This is a genomic window from Cellulomonas shaoxiangyii, from assembly GCF_004798685.1.
GTDB classification, from domain to species: domain Bacteria; phylum Actinomycetota; class Actinomycetes; order Actinomycetales; family Cellulomonadaceae; genus Cellulomonas; species Cellulomonas shaoxiangyii.
Window position 1 is genome coordinate 548,163 of sequence record NZ_CP039291.1, and the last position, 23,037, is coordinate 571,199.

Genomic DNA, 23,037 nt, shown 5'->3' on the forward strand with positions numbered 1-23,037 from the left:
ATGACCGTCAACGACCCCCTCCCCGTGGGGAGCGCGTCGGCGGCCTCGTCCCTGGTGACGGGCGCGAGCCCGGCCGCCGCCGCGACCGGCGTCGCGGCGGCCACCGGTGCCACGACGCCCGGTGGCCCGAACGGCCGCGCCGAGCGAGCCGCACGGCGCCGGCTGGGCGGCAGCGTCCCGCTCGGCAAGGCGCTGCGCCGCGACTGGCAGCTGTACTCGCTGCTGATCCTGCCGCTGGTGTTCTTCGCGATCTTCCGGTACGGGCCGATGCTCGGCAACGTCATCGCGTTCCGCCGGTTCCGCCCGGGCGGGTCGATCTTCGGCGAGGAATGGGTGGGCCTGCACTACGTGCGGATGTTCATCCAGGACCCGACGTTCTGGAACGTCTTCCAGAACACCCTGATCCTGGGCGTCCTGAGCCTCGTGCTCATCTTCCCGCTGCCGATCGTGCTCGCGCTCATGCTCAACGAGCTGCGCTCGCGCCGGTTCAAGCGCATCATCCAGACGATCTCCTACCTGCCGCACTTCATGTCGGTCGTCATCGTCGCGGGGCTGGTGTTCCAGCTCACGGCGGTGCGCGGCACGATCAACCAGCTCATCACGGCGTTCGGCAGCGCCCCGATCAGCTTCATGCAGCTGCCGGAGTGGTTCCGGACCGTCTACGTGGGCTCGGAGATCTGGCAGACGGTCGGGTGGGGCACGATCCTCTACCTCGCCGCCCTGTCGACGATCGACCCCCAGCTGTACGAGGCCGCGCGCATCGACGGCGCGAACCGGTGGCGCCAGACCTGGCACGTCACCCTGCCCGGCATCCGCCCGACGATGGTCGTGCTGCTGATCCTCAACATCGGGTCGTTCATGGCGGTCGGGTTCGAGAAGATCCTGCTCCTGTACAACCCCTTGCTGTACCCGACGGCGGACGTCATCGCCACCTACCTGTACCGGGTCGGGATCGGGTCCAGCCAGTTCTCCTACGCGACGGCCATCGGCCTGTTCGAGGCGCTCATCGGCCTCACCCTCGTCCTGTCCGCCAACGCGATCTCGCGCCGAGTGGTGGGAGCGTCCCTGTGGTGACCGCCGACGACGTCACGCACCTCGACGAGCGGCTGTCGAAGCCGACCGTCCGCGCCGTGAAGGACACCCGCGGCTACCGGGCCTTCCGCGTCATCAACGCCACGCTCCTGGTGATCATCGCGGGCGTGACGCTGTACCCGTTCCTCAACCTGGTCGCGCAGGCGTTCAGCTCCGAGGCGTACATCAACGCCGGCCAGGTGAACCTGTGGCCCAAGGGGTTCAACCTCACGACGTTCGACCTGGTGATGAGCGACCGCATGTTCTGGCGCAACTACCAGAACACCGTGTACTACACGGTCGTCGCGACCCTCGTGGCGATGGTGCTGACGACGACGTTCGCGTACGCGATCTCCAAGCACCACATCAAGGGCCGCAAGTTCTTCATCGGCATCGCGGTGTTCACGATGTTCTTCAACGGCGGGCTCATCCCGAACTACGTGCTCGTCAACGAGCTCGGGCTGCGCAACTCCGTGTGGGCGATCGCGCTGCCCAACGCGATCAGCGTGTTCAACCTGCTCGTCATGAAGTCGTTCTTCGAGAGCTTCTCCACCGAGCTCGAGGAGGCCGCCGAGATCGACGGGCTGGGCACCTACGGAAAGCTGTGGCGCATCGTCCTGCCGCTGAGCAAGGCGGTGATCGCGACGATGGTGCTGTTCTACGCGGTCTCGTTCTGGAACTCGTGGTTCGCCGCGTTCCTCTACATGGACCACCGCGAGCTGTACCCGGTCACGGTCTACCTGCGCAACCTCATCGCCGGCGCGACCAGCGTCGACGGTGCCGCAGGGTCGGCGGAGGCCACGCAGATCGCCGCGAACGTCAAGGCCGTGACGATGCTGCTCACGGTCCTGCCGATCGTGTGCCTCTACCCCTTCGTGCAGAGGTACTTCGTGTCGGGCGTGATGCTCGGCTCGGTCAAGCAGTGAGGCATTCGTCAGGCACTTCCCCGCGGTCCGCCCGGCCCGCGGTGCACTTCGGATGCGAGACGACGACGTTCCATTCGGAAGGAGAACGATGAGGACCACGAAGAGGCGGCCGCTGGCGGCCGTCGCGACGGCGGCGACGCTGGCCCTGGCCCTGGCGGCCTGCTCGGGCGGCTCGGACGAGGGCGAGGGCGGGGGCGAGACGGCCGAGGCCAGCGAGCTCGGCCAGGTCGGCGCGATGGAGGACTACGGGGTCGGCACGACGTTCGCGGCCACCGAGCCGGTGTCGTTCGGGCTCATGTACCGCGACCACCCGAACTACCCGCTCAAGGACGACTGGGACATCCTCACCAAGCTCGAGGAGAACCAGAACGTCACGTTCGAGATCCAGACCGCCCCGCTGTCCGACTGGCAGCAGGCGCAGTCGATCGCGATCGGCGCGGGCAACGCCCCGGACATCGTCTCCGTGACGTACCCGGGCCAGGAGGTGTCCTTCGTCGCCGGCGGCGCGATCCTGCCGGTCAGCGACTACGTCGAGCACATGCCCAACTTCCAGGACAAGGTCGAGAAGTGGGGCCTGGAGGAGGACCTCGACGGGATGCGCCAGGAGGACGGGAAGTACTACGTCCTGCCGGGCCTGCGCGAGTCGGTGCGGCCGTCCTACACCTACGCGGTGCGCAAGGACGTCTGGGAGCAGCTCGGCCTCAGCCTGGAGCCCGAGACGTTCGAGGACTTCGCGGCCGACCTGGAGAAGGTCAAGGCCGCCTACCCCGGCACCTTCCCGCTGTCCGACCGCTGGTCCGCCAACGGCCCGCTCGAGGCCAGCCTCAACGTCGCGGCGCCGAACTTCGGCACGGCCGCCGGCTGGGGCTACGGCGAGGGCACCTGGTGGGACGAGGACGCCGAGGAGTTCGTGTACACGGGCGCCATGGACGAGTACCGCGACCTGCTCGAGTACTACCACGGGCTCGTGGCGGACGGCCTCATGGACCCGGAGAGCCTCACGCAGGAGGACGACCAGGCCGTCCAGAAGATGGCGTCGGGCCAGACGTTCGCGCAGCTGACGAACGACCAGGAGATCCTCAAGGTCCGCACCGCCATGGCCGAGGTCGGCACGGCGGGCGAGGTCGTCATGATCCGGGTGCCCGCAGGCCCGGCCGGTGACATCCAGGCCGGTGAGCGCCTGATCAGCGGGGTGATGCTGTCGTCGTCGGCGGCCGAGGAGGACGACTTCCTCGCGATGCTCCAGTTCCTCGACTGGCTGTTCTACTCCGACGAGGGCCTCGAGTTCGCCAAGTGGGGCGTCGAGGGCGAGACGTACACGAAGGACGGCGACACGCGGACGCTGAACCCGGAGATCGACCAGAACGGGCTCAACCCCGGTGCGCCGAAGGCGCTCAACGTGGACTTCGGCTACCACAACGGCGTGTGGATGCTCGAGCACGGCTCCAGCGACGAGCTGGACCGCTCGATGCTCCGCCCCGAGGTCGTCGACTTCGTCGAGGCGATGTCCGACAAGGAGCCCGCCCCGGTCCCGCCGCCGGCGCCGCTCGACGAGCTCGAGCGCGAGCAGGTCACGCTCTGGCAGACGGGTCTGCGCGACCACGTCCTGCAGAACACGGCCGCGTTCATCCTCGGCCAGCGCCCGCTGTCCGAGTGGGACGCGTACGTCGCCGAGCTCGAGGGCAAGAACATGCAGCAGTACCTGGACGTCGTGAACGGCGCCCAGCAGCGGTTCGCCGAGAAGAACGGCTGACCCGACCGGACGACACGGCGACCCGGTCCTGCGCACGCAGGGCCGGGTCGCCGCGTTCCCCCGGTACGTTCCACGAAGAACCCGCTCTCCAGCACCACCCCCGAGAAGAAGGACCGTCCCCCCGTGCGCACCGTCGTCCCCGCCCTGCCCTCCGGCCCGCTCCCCGACGCCTGGCGCGCCTGCGTCGGCACCGGACGCATGAACCTCGCCCTGCGTGCCGACTACCGCGACTCCCTGGCCCAGGTGCAGCGCGACATCGGCTTCCGCCACATCCGCGGCCACGGCCTGGTCTCGGACGACATGGGCCTGCTGCGCACCGACGAGGTCGACGGCCGCACGCACAGCCGCTACTCGTTCAGCTACGTGGACCAGGTGCACGACTTCTTCCTCTCGGTCGGCATCCGCCCGTTCCTCGAGCTCGGGTTCATGCCGTCGCAGCTCGCGTCGGGCGACCAGACCGTGTTCTGGTGGAAGGGCAACGTCACGCCGCCGCGCGACCACGGCGAGTGGGCCGCGCTGGTGCAGGCGCTGCTGCGCCACCAGATCGACCGGTACGGCATCGACGAGGTGCGCCGCTGGCCCATCGAGGTGTGGAACGAGCCGAACCTCGCGGGGTTCTGGAAGGACGCCGACCAGGAGGCGTACTTCCGCCTCTACGAGGAGACCGCGCGCGCGGTCAAGGACGTCGACGCGGAGCTGCAGGTCGGCGGCCCGGCCATCTGCGGCGGCTCCGACGACGAGTGGTGGGCGCCGTTCGCCGACTTCGTGACCCGGCGTGACGTGCCGATCGACTTCGTCAGCCGGCACGCGTACGCGACCGGGCCGGCGCAGCACGTCCCGTTCGGGACCTACCAGACGCTGATGCCGCCGCAGGACCTGCTCGAGCAGTTCGACGCGCCGCGGCGGTACCTGCAGGACACGCGCCTGGCGGGCCTGCCGGTGCACATCACCGAGTTCAACACCTCGTACCGCCCGGACAACCCGATCCACGACACGGCCTACAACGCGGCCTACCTGGCCCCCGTCCTCGCGGGCGGCGGCGACGTCGTCGACTCCTTCTCGTACTGGACGTTCTGCGACGTGTTCGAGGAGACGAACATCCCGACGTCGTTCTTCCACGGCGGGTTCGGCATGCTGACGCACCGGCAGGTCGCCAAGCCGACGTACCACCTGTACGCGTTCATGGCGCGGATGGGCCGCGACGTCCTCGCGCGCGGCGAGGACCACCTCGTGTGCGTCGACCCGGACGGCCGCGTGACGGTGCTCGCGTGGCAGCCGGTCGGCGGCACGGACGGCGCCGAGGCGCCGGCGTCGCACCGGCTCGAGCTGTCGGTGCCGGTGCCGGCCGGCACGCCCGCCGCGTTCGTGCGCCGCGAGCGCGTCAACGAGCACGACGGCAACGCGTTCGCCGCGTGGCGCGAGCTCGGCCGTCCGATGTACCCGACGGCGCGCGAGCTGGACCTGATGCGCGCGTGCGCGACGCCCGCGACCGAGCACGCGCACGCGTCCGTGCACGACGGCCGGGTCGACCTCGACCTGGACCTCGCCCGTCACGAGGTCACGTTCGTCGAGGTGCTGCCCGTGACGCCGACGCACCACGAGGGCCTCGACGACCGCCGCATCCTCGGCGTGGACGACGACCGGCTCGTGGCACGGCACGAGCGGCTGCGAGCATGACGGCCATGACCCACGACGGTGTGCGACGCGGTGCCCCCGACGACGAGATCGGTGCCGGCCCGCTGTCGCGGGGTGCGGCGGTGGTGTGGTGGGTGCTCGTGGTGAGCGCGCTCACCGTGCTCACGGGCGGGCTGCCGCTCGCCGTCGTCCCGCTGCTGGCGGTCGACGCGAGCAACGCGCCGCTCGTCGCGCTCGCGTTCGTCCCGCTGGGCCCGGCGCTCGCCGCCGCGGTGTTCACGTGGCGCCGGTTCGTCGCGGACCGGGACCTGAGCCCGGGCCGGCACTTCTGGCGCGGGTACCGGCTCAACGTCCTCGACGTGCTGCGCTGGTGGGTCCCGACGCTCGCGGCGCTCGCCGTGATCTCGATCGGCGCCGGCAACCTCGACTCCGCGGGCGTGCCCGCGGGGTACGGCGTCGTGCTGCTCGTCGTGGCCGTGGCGGTGGCGCTGTGGGCCGTCAACGCGCTGGTGCTGTCCGCGACGCTGAGCCTGCGCACGCGGGACGTCGCGCGCCTCGCCGCGTACTACCTGGCGGCGCGCCCGCTCGTGACGCTCGGCGCGCTCTCGCTGCTCGTGCTGTGCGCCGGTGTCGTCTGGCTCTGGTCCGACTGGGTGCTCGTCGGCCTGCTCGGGCTGCTCGCGCTCGCCCTCACGCGCAACGCCGGCCCCGTGCTGACCGACGCGGCGGCCCGCTTCACCCGTCCCGCCGACCACGCATGAGGTCCGCCGCATGACCCCGGACGGCCCCGGTCTGCCGCTCTCCGACCACCTGCGCTACGGCGGTGACTACAACCCCGAGCAGTGGCCGGAGCACGTGTGGGACGCGGACCACGCGGCGTTCACCGCGGCCCGCATCTCGACGCTGACCGTCGGGGTCTTCGCGTGGGCGCACCTGCAGCCGGCGGAGGACCGCTACGACTTCTCCCGGCTGGACGCGATCGTCTCGCGCGTGGCCGCGGAGGGCCGGCAGGTGGTCCTCGCGACGCCGAGCGGCGCGATGCCGCCGTGGCTCGCGCGGGCGTACCCGGAGGCGTGCCGCGTCGACTTCGAGGGACACGAGAAGCGGTACGGAGGGCGGCACAACCACTGCCCGTCCTCGCCCGCGTTCCGGCGGCTGTCGGTCGCGATGGCCGACCGGCTCGCGGAGCGGTACGCCGACCACCCCGCGGTCGTCGCGTGGCACGTCGGCAACGAGTACGGGGGTGCGTGCTACTGCGACCGCTGCGCGGCGGGGTTCCGGGTCTGGCTGCGCGGGCGCTACGGCACGCTGGACCGCCTGAACGCGGCGTGGAGCACGGTGTTCTGGTCGCACCTGTACGGCGACTGGGAGGAGGTCGTGCCGCCGAACGCGCTGTCCGAGCACTGGCGCGGCCCGAACCATACGGCCTTCCACGGCGCGACGCTCGACTACCGGCGCTTCATGTCCGACGCGCTGCTCGGCGGGTTCGTCGCGGAGAAGGCCGCGATCCGCGCGCACGACGCCGCGACGCCCGTCACGACGAACCTCATGGGCTTCTTCCAGCCCGTCGACTACCACCGCTGGGCGCCGCACCTCGACTTCGCGTCGTGGGACAACTACCCGCCCGCGGACGACCCGCTGCGCACGGCCGCCCGCATGGCCGCGACGCACGCCGCGATGCGCGGGCTCAAGGGGGGGCAGCCGTTCTGGGTCATGGAGCAGACGCCGTCGACGACCGCGTCGCGCGACGTCAACCCCGTGAAGCGCCCGGGCGTGCTGGCGCTGTGGACGTGGCAGTCGGTCGCGCACGGCGCCGACGCGACGCTGTACTTCCAGATGCGCCAGTCCCGCGGCGCGTGCGAGAAGTACCACGGCGCCGTGCTCGACCACTCGGGCCGCACGGACACGCGCGTGTTCCGGGAGGTCACGGAGCTGGGCGGCGCGCTCGCCGTCACGGGGGACGCGCTGCTCGGCGCCCGCACGCCGGCGCGCGTGGCACTGCTGCTCGACTGGGACTCGTGGTGGGCGGTCGAGATGACCGACGGCTACAACCGGCACGTCGGCTACCTCGCCACGTTCCTGCGCTACCACCGGGCGCTGTGGCACGCGAACGTCCCCGTCGACGTCGTGCCGGTGACCGCGGACCTGTCCGGGTACGACGTGGTGGTCGCGCCGCTGCTGCACATGCTCAAGGGCGACGTGGCCGACCGGCTCGGCGCGCACGTCGAACGCGGCGGGTCCCTCGTCACGACGTTCTACGGGGGCCGGGTCGACGAGGACACCAGCGCCTTCCTCGGTGAGCCGCCGCTGGACGCGCTGCTGGGCGTGCGCGTCGAGGAGACCGACTCGGCCGTGCCCGGCGCGGCGAACCCCGTGACGCTGCACCTGCCCGGCGGCGACGTCGTGCACGCCGCGGAGCTCGTCTTCGAGCTGCTCGTGCCGCACCCCGGCACCGAGGTGGTCGGCACGTACGGCGCCGACTTCTACGCCGGCACCCCCGCCGTCACGCGGGCGACGCGCGGCGAGGGGCAGGCGTGGCACGTCGGCACGGGTCTGGACGACGACGGCGTCGCGGCGGTGCTGCGCGCGGTGCTCGACCGGCACGGGCTGGTCGGCCCGCACGCCGCCGACGCGGGCGTCGAGGTCGCGGACCGGCTCGCGCCCGACGGCACCTGCTACCGCTTCCTGCTGCACCACGGCGACGGCCTGCGCACGATCACGCTCGAGGTGGGCGGCACCGACCTGCTCACGGGCCGCGAGGTCGCCGTGGGGGAGGAGCTGACCCTCGCGCCGGCGCAGGTGATGGTCCTGCGGCAGGGCACCGCCTGCTGAGCCGGTGCGCCGGTGCGCCGGTGCGCGGGACCTTCGTCCCGTAGCCTTTCCCGATCGAGGGGAGTACTTCCCCGCACCGACCCGGTCAGTACGGCGCACCATGCGACCTCGGGCGGTGGCCCGCCGCACGGCGGGTGAAGGAGACCTCGGAGCCACACCACACGTGTAGGAGACTCCGTTGACCCCACTTGTCGCCGCCGCCGACCCCGCGTCCGGCTCGGCCATCAGCACCGTCGCCACGCCCCTGATGTGGGGCCTGACCCTCGCGGGCGTCATCGCGCTGCTCGCGCTCGACTTCCTCGTCACGCGCAGGCCGCACGAGGTCTCGATGAAGGAGGCGGCCGGCTGGTCGGCCTTCTACATCGCGCTGCCGCTCGCGTTCGGCGGCTGGATCTGGTCGCAGTACGGCCAGCAGACCGGCGTCGAGTACCTCACCGGCTACCTCGTCGAGAAGTCGTTGTCGGTGGACAACCTGTTCGTCTTCATGCTGCTGCTCACCGCGTTCGCGGTGCCGGCGGTCCTGCAGCAGCGCGTCCTGCTGTGGGGGATCATCGGCGCGCTCGTGCTGCGCGGCATCTTCATCGCGCTCGGTGCGGCGTTCCTCGCGAACTTCGCGGTCGCGTTCCTCGTCTTCGGGATCATCCTGCTCGCCACGGGCGTGAAGATCCTGCGGGACCAGGTCACGGGCGCCGGCCACGACGTCGACGTCGCGACCATGCGCTCGGTCCGGCTCATCCGCCGCTTCATGCCGGTCACGGACGACTACCGCGGCACGCGCATGTCGGTCGTCGAGAACGGCCGGCGGATGCTCACGCCGTTCGCCGTCGTCGTGGTCGCGGTGTTCGCGACCGACATCGTCTTCGCCGTCGACTCCGTGCCGGCCGTCTACGGCATCACCGGCGACCCCTACCTCGTGTTCGCCACGAACGCCTTCGCCCTGCTCGGTCTGCGCGCCCTGTACTTCGTGCTGCAGGGGGCCCTGTCCAAGCTCGTGCACCTCGGCTACGGCCTCGCCGCGATCCTCGGGTTCATCGGCGTCAAGCTCGTCCTGCACTGGGCGCACGGCGTCTGGCCCGGCGTCCCGACCATCCCGACGGTCTGGTCGCTCGTCGTCATCGTCGCGATCCTCGGGGTCGTCACGGCGACGAGCCTGTACGCGACGCGCGGCGAGGACGGCGACGCCGAGGGCTCCGCCCACGTCGCCGAGCCGGGCGCGCAGCACCACCGCTGACGGCACCCAGCACCGGCCCGCCCGGCCCCGGCACCCGCCGGCGGCCGGGCGCGGTCGTCCCCGGCGCGCGCGGAGCCGCCGGGAACTCGACGCGCCTGCGTGTCGTTCACGCCTCGGAACGTCCCCCTGACCTGGAGAGAGATGGACGGCGACAGTCAGTACCCCCCGGACCGGTGCGAGACCGCGACGGGGGGTGAGTGGTGATGTGGGTGCTCTCGCTCCTGCTGGGTCTGCTGGTCGTGCTGGCGATCACGGCGGTGACGGGCTACTTCGTGGCCCAGGAGTTCGCGTACATGGCGGTGGACCGGTCCCGGCTGAACGCGCGGGCGGCCGACGGCGACGCGGGCGCCCGGCGCGCGCTGACGGTGACGCGCCGCACGTCGTTCATGCTGTCGGGCGCGCAGCTCGGCATCACGGTGACGGGCCTGCTCGTCGGCTACGTGGCCGAGCCGCTGATCGGTGAGTCCCTGGGCGAGGCCCTCGGCGGCGTCGGGGTCCCCACGGGTGTGGGCATCGCGGTGGGGACGGTCCTCGCCCTGCTGCTGTCGACGCTGATCCAGATGCTGTTCGGCGAGCTGTTCCCGAAGAACCTCGCGATCGCCCGGCCCGAGCCCGTGGCGGTGGCGCTCGCCACGTCGACCACGCTGTACCTGAAGGTGCTCGGCTGGCTGATCCGCGTGTTCGACTCGGCGTCCAACGCGCTGCTGCGCGTGCTGCGGATCGAGCCGGTGCACGACGTGGAGCACTCGGCGACCGCGCGCGACCTGGGCCACATCGTCGCGGAGTCGGCGGAGACGGGGGACCTGCCGCGCGAGCTGTCGATGCTGCTCGACCGGATCCTCGACTTCCCGGAGCAGGACGTCGAGCACGCGATGATCCCGCGGTCGCGTGTCGACGTGGTCCGCACGGGCGAGACCGTCGCGCAGGTGCGGACCCGGATGAGCGAGGGGCACTCCCGCTACCCCGTGCTCGGCGACGACGACGAGGTGCGCGGCGTCGTGCACCTGCAGGACGTGCTCGCCGCCGAAGGCCCGCAGGACGCCCTGGTCGACACCCTGATGCGCCCCGCCCAGCTCCTGCCGACGTCGATGAGCCTGCCCGACGCGCTGCGCCGGCTGGCCGGCGCCCGCAACCAGCTCGCGTGCGTGCTCGACGAGTACGGCGGCCTGGCCGGCGTGCTCACGTTCGAGGACCTCGCCGAGGAGCTGGTCGGGGAGATCACGGACGAGCACGACCCGTCCGACGCGTCCGCCGCGGTCGTGGAGGACGACGGGTCCTGGACCATGGCCGGCGACGTGCACGTCGACGAGGTCGAGCGGGCCGTGGGCCGCGACCTGCCCCGCGGGGACTACGAGACGATCGGCGGGCTCACGACCGCCGTGCACGGTGCGCTGCCGGACGCCGGCACGAGCGTCGTCGTGCTGCTGCCGGGCGACCCGGGCGACCTCGCGCACGCGGGCGCGCCGGACCCGGTGTGGATGCGGGTCGAGGTGCTCGGGCTCGAGCGGCACGTGCCCGCCCTGGTCCGCGTCACCGTGCCCGCCGCACCGCCGCCCACCGGGGCGGAGCGCGCGACCGCCATCGCCTACGAGCAGGAGGACCACCGATGAGCGACCCGCTGACGGTCGTCCTGACGACCGTGGCCCTGATCGCGCTGAGCGCGTTCTTCGTGGCGATCGAGTTCGCGGCGCTCGCCGCCAAGGGGTACCGGCTGGAGGAGCGGGCGCCGCACAGCCGGTCGGCGCGCGCCGCGCTGCGCAGCTCGCGGGAGCTGACCGTCCTGCTGGCCGGCTCGCAGCTGGGCATCACCGCCTGCACGCTGGCCCTCGGTGCCGTCACCAAGCCGGCCGTGCACCACTGGCTCACGCCGGTGTTCGAGGACTGGGGTGCGGCGCTGTGGCTGGCCGACGCGGCCGGCTTCGTGCTCGCGCTCGTGATCGTGACGTTCCTGCACCTGGTCGTCGGCGAGATGGCGCCGAAGTCGTGGGCCATCGCCCACCCGGAGACGTCGGCGATCATGCTGGCCACGCCCATGCGGGCGTTCATGTGGCTGACCCGCCCGCTGCTGCACGTGCTCAACGAGGCGGCGAACTGGTGCCTGCGCAGGGTGGGCGTCGAGCCGACCGACCAGCTCGCGACGGGCCAGAACCCGGACGACCTGCGGCACCTGGTGGAGCACTCCGCCAACGTGGGCGCACTGGACGAGTCGTACTCGCGCCAGATCCGCGGCGCCCTGGAGCTGCAGACGCTGACCGTGCGGGACCTGGTCACCGCCGAGCAACCGCCCACGGCCGTGCCGGCCGACGCCACGATGGCCGACGTGCGGGCGGTCAGCCGCACCTCGGGGCACCTGCGGGTGCTGGTCGGCCCGGCCGACCGGCCGGACGGGGTCGCGCACGTGCGCGACACGTTGTCCCACACCGACGACGCCCCCGTCGCGCCGCTCGTGCGGCCGGTGCTGCGCCTCGCGGCGGACGCACCGGTCGCGGCGGCGCTGACGGAGATGCGGGAGCGGCGCCAGCACCTCGCGGTGGTGCACGACGCGGCGGGCCAGGTGGTCGGCGTCGTCACGCTGGCCGACGTGCTGGCGCGGCTGTTCCCGGCGACGCCCGCCGACGCAGGCCTGCGCGGGACCGTCGGCGCGCCTGGGTAGCCTGACGGGCGCCGCCCCACCCCGGGCGGCGCCCGCCCCCACGTGAGGACGCCAGCGATGCCGAGCCTGCAGCCGTACCGTGCCGACGACGCCCGATACGACGCGATGACCTACCGCCGCACCGGCCGCTCCGGCCTCGACCTGCCCGCGCTGTCGCTGGGCCTGTGGCACAACTTCGGCGACCAGACGCCGTTCGAGACGCAGCGCGCGGTGCTGCGCCGGGCGTTCGACCTCGGCATCACGCACCTGGACCTCGCGAACAACTACGGCCCGCTGCCGGGCGCCGCCGAGGAGAACTTCGGCCGGCACCTCACGCGCGACCTGCGCCCGTACCGCGACGAGCTCGTCATCTCGACGAAGGCCGGCTACGACATGTGGTCGGGCCCGTACCAGGACGGCGGCTCCCGCAAGTACCTGCTGTCCTCGCTCGACGCGTCCCTCGCCCGCACGGGCCTGGAGTACGTCGACGTCTTCTACCACCACCGCCCGGACCCGACGACGCCCCTCGAGGAGACGATGGGCGCGCTGCACCACGCGGTGACCAGCGGCAAGGCGCTGTACGTCGGCGTCTCGAACTACACGCCGGCGCAGACGCGCGAGGCGCACGCGATCCTCGCGGGGATGGGCACGCGGCTGCTCATCCACCAGCCGAGCTACTCGATGTTCAACCGGCACGTCGAGCTGGTCGGCGAGGGGCAGACGGAGTCGCTGCTCGACGCGGTCGGCGACCTGGGCGTCGGCATGATCGTGTTCTCCCCGCTCGCGCAGGGGCTGCTCACGGGCAAGTACCTCGGCGGCGAGGCGCCCGCGGGGTCGCGCGCGGCGGGCGCCAGCCCGTTCCTGTCCTCGCGGTCGCTGTCCGAGACGTACCTGGCGCGGGCGCGCGCGCTGGACGAGATCGCGTCCGGGCGCGGGCAGTCGCTCGCGCAGCTCGCGCTGTCGTGGGTGCTGCGGGACGAGCGTGTGACGTCCGCGCTGATCGGCGCGAGCTCCGTCGCGCAGCTCGAGGACAACGTGCAGGCGCTGGCCGCCGCGCCGCTGACCGCGGACGAGATCGCGGCGATCGACGAGCACGCGGTCGACGGCACGGGTCGCTGACGCCCGGGTGGCCCCCCGCGTGCAGCGTTGCGGACCTCAGGTGTCCGCAACGCTGCACGCGGTGAGGGTGCGTCAGTAGATCGGCCGGCCCGACGCGTCCGGGACGCCGGACGTGCGGAACACGTACGTGCGCACCTGGTCGCGCCACTCCGTGGCCGACCGCAGCTGCTCGGCCAGGCGCTCGGTGACGCGCGCGTGCAGTCCGTCGTCGACGAGCCCGGCGACCTCGGCCCACGCGGCGACCGTCCGCTCGACCTCGTCGACGGCGTCGGCGCGCGAGTCGTACACGTGCTGCGCGACCGTCGTGCCCGAGCGCAGTCGGTGCTCCCACGGCACGTGGTGGAAGAACAGCAGCAGCTCGTCGGGGCAGGTGGCGGCGTCCTCGTAGACGTCCCGCCACGGCGCCTCGTACTGGCCCGTGTACCCGGTGCCGGTCGCGCGGGTGCGGTCGACGCCGATGCCGTCGCGGTCGGCGAAGTGGTAGGTGCCCCACGGGCTGTACTCGTACCCGTCGACGGACGGGCCGTAGTGGCTGCCGGGCGTCACCATGAAGCCGACGCCGAGCGGCGCCGTGTACGCCTCGTAGGTCCGCCACGAGCCGTCCATGAGCCGGTGCAGCGTCGTGCGCACGCGCGGATCGGCGTCGGGGAACGTGAGGCCGATCCACTCGTCGAGGACCTCGACCGGGTCCGCCTCCGGGTTCCACGCCAGGCGCGCGAACGCGTAGAGGTTCGCCTGCGCGAGCGGGTGGCCGGTCCAGAACGCGTCGTCGCCGACGTTGGAGACCGCGACGATGCCGCCGGCGCGCAGGTCGGCGACCTCCGGGCCGTGGACCGTGCCGTCCGGCCCGCCCGGCAGCCCCGTCACGATGTCCGCGACCGTCCGGCCGGCGTCCTCCGTGAGCGGGAAGCGCAGGATCTCGCTCCACCACGGCCCCAGGTAGCACACGTGCTTCTGGTGCCCGGTGTACTCCTGCGTCACCTGCAGCTCGACGGCCACGCGCGTGCGCGGGAGCGCACCGATGACCGGGGAGACGGCCTCGCGCGTCTGGAAGTCGATCGGCCCGTGCTTCACCTGCACGACGACGTTGTCGTCGAACCGCCCGTCGAGCGGGTGGAAGTGGTCGTACGCCGCACGGGCGCGGTCGGTCGACCGGTCGCGCCAGTCCTGCGTGTGGTTGTAGACGAACGCCCGCCAGAACACCGTGCCGCCGTGCGGGGCCACCGCGCGGGCCAGCAGGTTCGCGCCGTCGGCGTGGTCGCGCCCGTACGCGAACGGCCCCGGCTGCCCCTCGGAGTCCGCCTTGACGACGAACCCGCCGAAGTCGGGGACCGTCGCCCACACGCGCTCGGCCGCCTCGGCCCACCAGCGCTGCACGTCCGGGTCGAGCGGGTCGGCGGTCGGCAGCCCGCCGAGGCGCATGGGCGCGGCGAACGACACGGACAGGAAGGTGCGGATCCCGTGCGGCCGGAACAGGTCGGCCAGGCGCGCGACGTCCGCGAGCCCGTCCGTGAGCAGGCGCGCCTCGGTGCGGCCGACGTTGACGTTGTTGAGCGAGACCGCGTTGACGCCGACCGAGCCCAGCAGCCGCGCGTACGCACCGACGCGGGTGAGGTCGTCGCGCACGCGGCCCGCCTCGAACCACAGCGACCCGCCGGCGTAGCCGCGCTCGACCTGGCCCATGACGGGGTGGACGTCGACGTTGTCCCAGTGGTCGAGCATGCGCAGCGAGGAGACGGGCAGATCGAGCACGTGGTCCGTGCCCGGTGCCCACGCGCGCTCGCCCTCGCGGACGAGTGCGTGCAGGCCGTACAGCAGCCCGCGGTGCCCACCGGCCACGACCCAGGCCCGGCCGTCCCGGCGGCCCAGCACGAACGACTCCTCGCCGAGGGGCGCGCTCGCGTCCCCGTCCGGCGCGCCGCCGCTCGCCGGGCCGACGAGGTGCGCGTTCGGGTCGGCGGTGGGCTGCCCGGAGCGCGTCGAGGTCCCGCCGACGTGGGGCGCCCGCACGGCGACCACCAGCGTGACGTCGTGCTCCGCGACGGCGTCCGCCTCGACCGGTGCGCCCGCGGTGCTCACGGTGAGCGACCCGCCGAACAGCCCGGTCGCCCGCCGCAGCTCCGCGACGACCGTGTCGCCGACCGGCCCGGCGTCCGGACCGAGCGCGACGAGCACGCGCCGCGACCCGAGGGGCCGGAACGCGGCGTCGGGCAGCCAGGCGTCGTGCCAGCCGCGCTCCGGCCACGGGACGTCCTGCCACGGCACGCCCTGCCCTGCGAGGTCCTGCGTCGCGCCGCTCACCAGTCGTGCACCGTCCCGTCCTTGAGCCGGTTGAACGGCAGGTACGCCGTCTCGTACGGGAAGCGCGCGGCCGCGTCGTCGTCGTGCACGACGCCCAGGCCCGGCTCGTCCCCGGGGTGCAGGTACCCGTCGGTGAACGTGAACGACGTGCGGAACACCTCGTGCGTCGTCGCCGAGTGCTGCATGTACTCCTGGATCCCGAAGTTGTGGATCGCGAGCCCCAGGTGCAGCGCCGCGGCCATGCCGACGGGGGAGATGTCGGTCGGCCCGTGGAACCCGGACTTGATCTGGTACTGGGCGGCGAAGTCGACGATCCGGCGCAGCGACGTGATGCCGCCGGCGTGCGTGACCGACGAGCGCACGTAGTCGATGAGCTGCTCGCGGATGATCGTCTGGTAGTCCCACACGGTGTTGAAGATCTCGCCGATCGCGAGCGGAGTGACCGTGTGCTGGCGGACCAGCCGCAGCGCCTCCTGGTTCTCCGCCGGCGTGCAGTCCTCGAGCCAGAACAGGTCGTACGGCTCGAGGTCCTTGCCGAGGCGGGCGGCCTGGATGGGCGTCATGCGGTGGTGGCCGTCGTGCAGCAGCGGCAGGTCGGGGCCGAACTCGCCCCGCACGGCCTCGAAGACGCCGGGCAGGTGGCGCATGTACGCGCGGGTGTCCCAGTCCTCCTCGGCCGGCAGCGGCGCGCGCTGTGCGGGCTCGTAGTCGTACCGGCCGGACGTCGACGGCTGCGCGGCGACCCCGTACACGGCCGTGATGCCGGGCACGGACGTCTGCACGCGGATCGAGCGGAACCCCTCGTCGAGGTGCCGGCGGATCGAGTCGAACAGCTCGGGGACGTCGCGGCCGGACGCGTGCCCGTACGCCATCAGGCCGCTGCGGCTCGCGCCGCCGAGCAGCTGGTACAGCGGCATGCCGGCGATCCGCGCCTTGATGTCCCACAGGGCCATGTCGACGGCCGCGATCGCGGCCATGGTGACCGGGCCGCGGCGCCAGTACGCGCTGCGGTAGAGGAACTGCCACGTGTCCTCGATCCGGTGCGCGTCCCTGCCGATGAGCAGGGGGACCACGTGGTCCGTCAGGTAGCTCGCGACGGACAGCTCGCGGCCGTTGAGCGTGGCGTCGCCGAGGCCGACGACGCCGTCCTCGGTGACCACGCGCAGGGTCACGAAGTTGCGGCCGGGGCTGGAGACCAGCACCTCGGCGGTGCGGATCGCGGTGGACATCGGTGTCTCCCTTCGCCCGCACGTCGTCGGCGGGCCCGGGTGAGCGTAGGCAGGGCTGCCGTACCGTGGCAATCGTGTGCCATGATTTGCCAGCGGATGTGCCAGGTCAGGCCTCCGGGTGTCCACGACCCGCCGGCGAACGGAGAACCGCGTGAGCAGGCAGCCCACGTTGCGCGACGTCGCGGAGAAGGCCGGCGTCGCGGTCTCGACCGCCTCGCGCGCCCTCACCCGCCCCGGACGCATCAGCGCCCACACCACCGAGCGCGTGCGCGCGGCCGCCGACGCCCTCGGCTACACGCCGAGCGCCTCCGCGCGGGCCCTGTCCTCCGGCCGCACGACGACGGTCGCGCTCGTCGTGCCCGACGTGACCAACCCGTTCTACTTCGGCCTCGTCCGCGGCACGGGGGCCCGCCTGCGCGAGGGCGGGTACGTGCAGGTCCTCGTGGACACCGAGGAGTCCGCCGAGGCAGAGGCGCGCGCGCTCGTCGGCCTGCGCGGGACGGTCGACGGCGCGGTCCTCGCGGCCTCGCGCCTCACCGACGCCCGGCTCGCCGAGCTCGCGGCCGACCTGCCCATCGTCGCCGTGAACCGGACGAGCCCGTCGCTCGCCGCCCCGTCCGTCCTCATCGACACCCCGAGCGGCCTGGTGCAGGCGCTCGAGCACCTCGCGTCCCTCGGCCACCGCCGCGTCGCCTACGCGTCCGGGCCGCGGACGTCCTGGTCCGACCGGCGCCGGCAGGCGGCCCTGCACCCCGCGGCCGAACGGCTCGGGCTCGACGTCACCGTCCTCGGCCCGTACGCGCCCGTGCGCACGGCCGGGCCGGCGGCCGCCGACGCGGCCGTCCAGGCCGGGGTCACCGCGGTCGTCGCGTTCAACGACCTGCTCGCCTTCGGCATCCTCGAGCGGCTCGACGCGCGCGGGGTGGACGTGCCGGCCCAGCTGAGCGTCGTCGGGTGCGACGACGTGTTCGGCGCCGACCTCGTGCGCCCCGCCCTCACCACGGTCGCGTCCCCGATGGAGCGGGCCGGCCGGCTCGCCGCGGACCTGCTCATCTCGCGGCTGGAGGGCACCGGGCCGTCGACGGGCTTCGGCACCGAGCCGGCGGTCCTCCCCACGCACCTGGTCATCCGCGCCTCGACGGGCCCCGCGCCCGCCTGACGCGCGGACGGCCCGGGACGGCCGGGACGTCGCACCGGCACCGCCGCGGGGCGGGGGACGCCGGCCCCGCGGTCAGGCCGGGTCGCCGCCCAGCTCCGCGAGCGTCGCCAGCACCCCGTCCGCGTAGCGGTCGAGCTTCGCCGCGCCGACGCCGCCGATCGTGCCGAGCTCCGCCCGGGTCGTCGGCCGCCGGGTCGCGATCTCGCGCAGCGTCGCGTCGTGGAACACCACGTACGCGGGCACGCCCTGCTCCTTGGCCGCGGCCGCGCGCCACGTCCGCAGCGCCTCGAAGGCCGACGCGTCGCCGCCCGTCAGGTCCGCCGCGGCCGCCGACCGGCCGCCGCTGCGGCGCTCGCGGGTCGCCCGGCCCGTCCGCTCCGGCTCGCGCCGCAGCCGGACCTCGCGCTCGCCGCGCAGCACGTCCGCCGACGCCGGCGTGATCCGCAGCGTCCCGTAGCCCTGCGTGTCCACGGCCAGCAGCTCCGCCGCGAGCAGCTGACGCACGACCCCGCGCCACTCGCCGTCCGACAGGTCCGCGCCGAGGCCGAACGTCGACAGCTGCTCGTGCCCGAGCTGGCGCACGCGGGGCGTCTCCTTGCCGCGCAGGATGTCCACCACGTGCCCGACGCCGTACCGCTGCCCGCGCTGGTCGAGACGCACCACGGTCGACAGCAGCTTCTGCGCGGGCACCGTGCCGTCCCACGACTCCGGCGGCTCGAGGCACGTGTCGCAGTTGCCGCACGGCCCGTCCGACGGCTGCCCGAAGTACGCCAGGAGCTGCACGCGCCGGCAGTCGACCGTCTCGCACAGCGCGAGCATCGCGTCGAGGTGCTGCGTGAGGCGCCGGCGGTGCTCCGCGTCGCCCTCCGAGCCGTCGATCATCTTGCGCTGCTGCACCACGTCGGCCAGGCCGTAGGCCAGCCACGCCGTCGACGGCAGCCCGTCGCGGCCCGCACGCCCGGTCTCCTGGTAGTACCCCTCGACGGACTTCGGCAGGTCGAGGTGCGCGACGAACCGCACGTCCGGCTTGTCGATGCCCATGCCGAACGCGATGGTCGCGACCATCACGAGGCCGTCCTCGCGCAGGAACCGGGACTGGTTCTCCGCCCGCACCCGGCGGTCGAGCCCCGCGTGGTAGGGCAGCGCCGCGACACCGTTGCGGACCAGCCACTCGGCCGTCTGCTCCACGGACGCACGCGAGAGGCAGTACACGATGCCGGAGTCGCCGTCGTGCTCCGCGCGCAGCAGCTGCAGGAGCTGGCGGCGCGGGTCGTCCTTGCCGACGATCCGGTAGCGGATGTTCGGCCGGTCGAAGCTCGCGACGAACTGGCGCGCGTCCTCGAGCTGGAGGCGCTGGCAGATCTCGCGGTGCGTCGCCGGGGTGGCCGTCGCGGTGAGGGCCACGCGCGGCACGTCGGGCCAGCGCTCGTGCAGCACCGACAGCTGCAGGTAGTCCGGGCGGAAGTCGTGCCCCCACTGCGACACGCAGTGGGCCTCGTCGATCGCGAACAGCGCGACGTGCCCGCGCTCGAGCAGCGCGAGCGTCTCCGGCACGCGCAGCCGCTCGGGCGCGAGGTAGAGCAGGTCGAGCTCGCCCGCCAGGAAGGCGTCCTCGACGGCCCGCCGCTGGTCCCGCTCCTGCGTCGAGTTGAGGAACCCCGCGCGCACACCGAGCGCCGACAGCGCGTCCACCTGGTCCTGCATGAGCGCGATGAGCGGGGAGACGACGACGCCCGTGCCCTCCCGCACGAGTGCGGGCACCTGGTAGCACAGCGACTTGCCGCCGCCGGTCGGCATGAGGACGACCGCGTCCTCGCCCGCGACCACCGCGTCGACGATCTCGGCCTGGTCGCCGCGGAACGCGTCGTACCCCCACACGCGGTGCAGCACCTCGAGGGGCGTGCCGTGCGACGGTGCCGGCACGCCCGGCGCGCGAGCCGGTGCCGCCGTCGCGGTCCTCGCCGCGGTGCGGGTCGTGGTGCGCGTCGTGGTGCGCGCCGCGCCGGACGCCGCCGGCTCGGCCCAGGGGTCGGCGGGGGGCTCCCAGGCGTCGGCGGGCGGCTCGACGTCCCACCACGGCGGCTCGTCACCGCCGTCGGCCCAGGCCGGCGGCGCGTCGGGGGAGGTCGGGTCCGGCAGCACCCGACCACCCTACGAGGCGCCGCCGGCCCGCGGGGGCCCCCGCCCGCGCCTGTGGAGCGACCGGCCGGACGCCCGACGGCCCGCGCGGGCACCGGCCGGTTCCGTAGGGTGGCGCCCATGGGAACCGCACTGGTCACCGGAGCGAGCGCCGGCCTCGGCCTGGAGTTCGCGTGGCAGCTCGCGACCGCGCGTCACGACGTCGTGCTCGTCGCGCGGGACGAGGCTCGCCTGACGCGCCTCGCCCGCCAGCTCGAGGCGGCCGCCGGCGTGCGGACCGAGGTGCTCGTCGCCGACCTGACGGACCGGGCGGACGTCGAGCGCGTCGCCGACCGCCTGCGCGCGAGCGAGCACCCCGTGGGGCTGCTCGTGAACAACGCCGGGTTCGGCATCCACCAGCCGTTCGTCGGCGGGGACGTCCACCGCGAGGAGGAGGGCCTCGACGTGATGGTCCGCGCGGTCCTGGTGCTCTCGCACGCGGCCGCCGGTGCGATGGTCGCGCGGGGCCGCGGCGCGATCCTCAACGTCGGCTCGGTCGCGGCGCTGCTGGCCTCGGGCACGTACTCCGCGCACAAGGCGTGGGTGCGCAGCTTCACGGAGGGCCTCGCGGTCGAGCTGCGCGGCACGGGCGTGACCGCGACCGTCGTGTGCCCCGGCTTCACGCACACCGAGTTCCACGCTCGCGGGGAGATCGACACGGGCGCGTACCCCGAGGTCGCCTGGCTGGACCCCGAGGACGTGGTCGCGACCGCGCTGGCGGACGTGCGCCGCGGCGTCGTGATCTCCACTCCGAGCGTGCGCTACAAGGCGGCGTCGGCGCTCGCGCGGGCGCTGCCCCGGTCGGCCGTGCGCGCGTTCGGCCGGTACCGGCGGTCGGTCGAGGCGCCCGAGGCGCCGGCGCCCGCCGAGGCCGACGACCACGACTGAGCGGACGTCGACCCGACCCCAGCCCCGCGCGGCGACGGTCCGCGTCGTGCCACCCCGGCAGCCCTCGGCGGCCGCCGCGGCGTGGCTAGTCTGTCGGCCGTGACCTCCGACCTGACGCCCACCCCGCGCGAGCAGCTGCGCGACCTCATCGTCGAGCTCGCCGTGGTGCGCGGCACGGTGACGCTGTCGTCCGGCCGCCAGGCCGACTACTACGTCGACCTGCGCCGCGTGACGCTGCACCACCGCGCGGCCCCGCTGATCGGGCACCTGATGCTCGACATGCTGGAGGAGGCGGGGCTCGGCACCGCCGAGGTCGACGCGGTCGGCGGACTCACGCTCGGGGCCGATCCGGTCGCCACCGCACTCCTGCACGCGGCCGCGTCGCGTGGGCAGGACCTCGACGCGTTCGTCGTCCGCAAGGAGGCCAAGGCGCACGGCATGCAGCGGCGCATCGAGGGCCCGGACGTCGCGGGTCGGCGGGTCGTGGTCGTCGAGGACACGTCGACGACGGGCGGTTCCCCCATCGCCGCGGTCGAGGCCGTGCGCGAGGCCGGCGGCCAGGTGCTGGGCGTCGCGACGATCGTCGACCGGGGCACGGGTGCCCGCGAGGCGATCGAGGCGCTGGGCGTGCCGTACCACCCGCTGTTCGGGCTCGCGGACCTCGGCCTCGCCTGATGGTCGCGCCGTGACGCGCCGCCGCTGATGGAGGCGGCGGTCGTCCTCCTGCTCCTCCTGCCCCTGGTGGTCGCGGGCGCGTGGTGGCTGGCGAAGAAGCGGCGCGAGCAGCTCGACACGTGGGCACGAGCGACGGGGTGGCAGCACGTCCGCCACGACCCCGGGTACGGGCTCGCCCGCCTGCACCACAACCAGCCGTTCGAGCAGGGGCACGGCCGCCGCGTCTCCGAGGTGCTGACCGGCCGCTGGCAGGGGCTTCCGGCCGTCTCCTACACCTACGAGTGGTCGACCGGCGCGGGCAAGGAGCGCAGGACGTATTACGCGCACGTCGTCGCCCTCGCGCTGCCCGCGTACCTGCCGGTGCTCGAGCTCACGGGCGAGGGCGTCGGCGCGCGGATCGCCAAGGCGCTCGGCGCGCGCGACCTGCAGACCGAGTCGGTCGCGTTCAACGACGCCTACCGCGTGGCCGCGGGCGACGAGCGGGTGGGGCACGCGATCCTGCACCCGCGCCTCATGGAGCGGCTGTTGCAGCCGGACGCCCTGCGCACCGACTGGCGCATCGAGGGCACCTGGATCGCGTCCTGGGCGCCGGGGCGCACCGACACCGCGCGCATCGCGCCCCGCCTCGGGGTCCTGCACGCGGTCGTCCGCGGCGTCCCGCGGCACGTCTGGCAGGAGCACGGGTACGACCCGCTGCGCCACCCGGGGGTCCCCGGGGCGTGCTGACGGCCACGTCGGACCGGCGGCCCCGTCCCGCTCGGTACTATCGCGGCACGTCCTGTCCCTTCCTCGGAGGCCCTCCCGTGACCGGTGGCACCATCGCCCTGCTCGTCGTCGTCGCGATCGTCGTGATCGCGCTGCTCTGGGCAGTCGCGCAGTACAACGGCTTCGTCCGCCTGCGCAACCTCGTGCAGGAGGCGTGGCGGCAGATCGACGTCGAGCTGCACCGCCGGCACGACCTCATCCCGAACCTCCTCGAGTCCGTGAAGGGCTACGCCGCCCACGAGCGCGGCGTCTTCGACGAGGTGACGCGTGCGCGTGCCGCCGCGGCGGCGCCCGGCGCGGGCCCGGCCGAGCGGGCGCGGCAGGAGGAGGCGCTCAACGGTGCGCTCGGCCGGCTGTTCGCGGTCGCCGAGGCGTACCCGGCGCTGCGCGCCAGCGAGAACTTCCAGCAGCTGCAGGACGAGCTCACCAACACCGAGGACCGCATCGCCTCCGGGCGCCGGTTCTACAACGCGAACGTCCGCGCCCTGAACACGAAGGTGGAGACGTTCCCGGCGAACGTCATCGCCAAGATGTTCGGCTTCACGCGCGCCGAGTACTTCGAGGCCGAGGACCCGCAGGTCCGGCGGGCGCCCAGCGTCAGCTTCTGACCGCCCGGCCCGACGACGGCCCGCCCGGTGCCCAC

The 23,037-nt window shown here is 73.5% G+C and carries 18 protein-coding genes; 15 read left to right on the forward strand and 3 right to left on the reverse strand.

All coding sequences use genetic code 11. The features are described 5' to 3' along the window. The 10 genes from E5225_RS02475 to E5225_RS02520 all read left to right on the forward strand — a co-directional run bounded on the left by E5225_RS02475 (nt 1) and on the right by E5225_RS02520 (nt 13,199). A complete protein-coding gene (locus E5225_RS02475; RefSeq protein WP_243738182.1) occupies nt 1-1,074 on the forward strand; it encodes an ABC transporter permease in 1,074 nt (357 codons plus the stop codon). Beyond that, complete coding sequence (locus E5225_RS02480) at nt 1,071-1,997, forward strand: carbohydrate ABC transporter permease (RefSeq protein WP_243738181.1); 927 nt, start codon at nt 1,071-1,073, stop codon at nt 1,995-1,997. The genes E5225_RS02475 and E5225_RS02480 overlap by 4 nt, the downstream gene beginning before the upstream one ends. An 88-nt stretch (nt 1,998-2,085) precedes the next feature. Continuing rightward, nucleotides 2,086-3,750, forward strand: a complete 1,665-nt coding sequence (locus tag E5225_RS02485) for an ABC transporter substrate-binding protein (RefSeq protein WP_135973175.1) — start codon at nt 2,086-2,088, stop codon at nt 3,748-3,750. A 123-nt stretch (nt 3,751-3,873) separates the two neighbouring features. After that, nucleotides 3,874-5,427: a GH39 family glycosyl hydrolase gene (locus E5225_RS02490; protein WP_135973174.1), complete on the forward strand. Its 1,554-nt coding sequence runs from the start codon at nt 3,874-3,876 to the stop codon at nt 5,425-5,427. Nucleotides 5,428-5,432: 5 nt separating this feature from the next. Next, nucleotides 5,433-6,146 carry a DUF624 domain-containing protein gene (locus E5225_RS02495; RefSeq protein WP_135973173.1) on the forward strand — a complete coding sequence of 238 codons (714 nt, stop codon included), beginning with the start codon at nt 5,433-5,435 and terminating at the stop codon, nt 6,144-6,146. A 10-nt stretch (nt 6,147-6,156) separates the two neighbouring features. Next, on the forward strand, nt 6,157-8,217 hold the full coding sequence (locus tag E5225_RS02500) for a beta-galactosidase (RefSeq protein WP_135973172.1): 2,061 nt from the start codon (nt 6,157-6,159) through the stop codon (nt 8,215-8,217). Between the two features lie 178 nt (nt 8,218-8,395). Beyond that, on the forward strand, nt 8,396-9,448 hold the full coding sequence (locus E5225_RS02505; RefSeq protein WP_243738180.1) for a TerC family protein: 1,053 nt from the start codon (nt 8,396-8,398) through the stop codon (nt 9,446-9,448). 203 nt (nt 9,449-9,651) lie between these two features. After that, nucleotides 9,652-11,058, forward strand: coding sequence for a hemolysin family protein (locus E5225_RS02510; protein WP_208012517.1), 1,407 nt, complete (start codon nt 9,652-9,654; stop codon nt 11,056-11,058). Then, the gene (locus tag E5225_RS02515) at nt 11,055-12,101 is read left to right on the forward strand and encodes a hemolysin family protein (protein ID WP_135973170.1); all 1,047 of its coding nucleotides are present in this window, start codon (nt 11,055-11,057) and stop codon (nt 12,099-12,101) included. Before E5225_RS02510 ends, E5225_RS02515 begins: the two co-directional genes overlap by 4 nt. Nucleotides 12,102-12,158: 57 nt before the next feature. Then, nucleotides 12,159-13,199, forward strand: a complete 1,041-nt coding sequence (locus E5225_RS02520) for an aldo/keto reductase (protein ID WP_135973169.1) — start codon at nt 12,159-12,161, stop codon at nt 13,197-13,199. Nucleotides 13,200-13,271: 72 nt separating this feature from the next. On the opposite strand, the gene E5225_RS02525 is transcribed toward E5225_RS02520, so the two are convergent. Continuing rightward, a complete protein-coding gene (locus tag E5225_RS02525; protein ID WP_243738179.1) occupies nt 13,272-15,500 on the reverse strand; it encodes an alpha-glucuronidase in 2,229 nt (742 codons plus the stop codon). After that, a complete protein-coding gene (manD, locus tag E5225_RS02530; RefSeq protein WP_135973168.1) occupies nt 15,497-16,729 on the reverse strand; it encodes a D-mannonate dehydratase ManD in 1,233 nt (410 codons plus the stop codon). The genes E5225_RS02525 and manD overlap by 4 nt, the downstream gene beginning before the upstream one ends. A 151-nt stretch (nt 16,730-16,880) precedes the next feature. Between manD and E5225_RS02535 the strand changes: the two genes are divergently transcribed. Continuing rightward, nucleotides 16,881-17,888 carry a LacI family DNA-binding transcriptional regulator gene (locus E5225_RS02535; RefSeq protein WP_135973167.1) on the forward strand — a complete coding sequence of 336 codons (1,008 nt, stop codon included), beginning with the start codon at nt 16,881-16,883 and terminating at the stop codon, nt 17,886-17,888. A gap of 72 nt (nt 17,889-17,960) precedes the next feature. Here the strand turns inward: E5225_RS02535 and recQ are convergent, their stop codons facing one another. Continuing rightward, nucleotides 17,961-20,030, reverse strand: a complete 2,070-nt coding sequence (gene recQ / locus E5225_RS02540; RefSeq protein WP_208012516.1) for a DNA helicase RecQ — start codon at nt 20,028-20,030, stop codon at nt 17,961-17,963. Between the two features lie 117 nt (nt 20,031-20,147). On the opposite strand from recQ, the gene E5225_RS02545 reads away from it, so the two are divergent. The 4 genes from E5225_RS02545 (at nt 20,148) to E5225_RS02560 (ending at nt 23,002) form a co-directional block, all read left to right on the forward strand. Next, nucleotides 20,148-20,954 (forward strand): SDR family NAD(P)-dependent oxidoreductase, encoded by an 807-nt coding sequence (locus tag E5225_RS02545; protein WP_135973166.1) that lies wholly within the window; start codon nt 20,148-20,150, stop codon nt 20,952-20,954. Nucleotides 20,955-21,053: 99 nt separating this feature from the next. Then, nucleotides 21,054-21,629 carry an orotate phosphoribosyltransferase gene (gene pyrE, locus E5225_RS02550; protein ID WP_135973165.1) on the forward strand — a complete coding sequence of 192 codons (576 nt, stop codon included), beginning with the start codon at nt 21,054-21,056 and terminating at the stop codon, nt 21,627-21,629. Nucleotides 21,630-21,656: 27 nt separating this feature from the next. Then, on the forward strand, nt 21,657-22,355 hold the full coding sequence (locus E5225_RS02555) for a hypothetical protein (RefSeq protein ID WP_135973164.1): 699 nt from the start codon (nt 21,657-21,659) through the stop codon (nt 22,353-22,355). 77 nt (nt 22,356-22,432) lie between these two features. Then, nucleotides 22,433-23,002 (forward strand): LemA family protein, encoded by a 570-nt coding sequence (locus E5225_RS02560; protein ID WP_135973163.1) that lies wholly within the window; start codon nt 22,433-22,435, stop codon nt 23,000-23,002. Nucleotides 23,003-23,037: the final 35 nt, after the last annotated feature.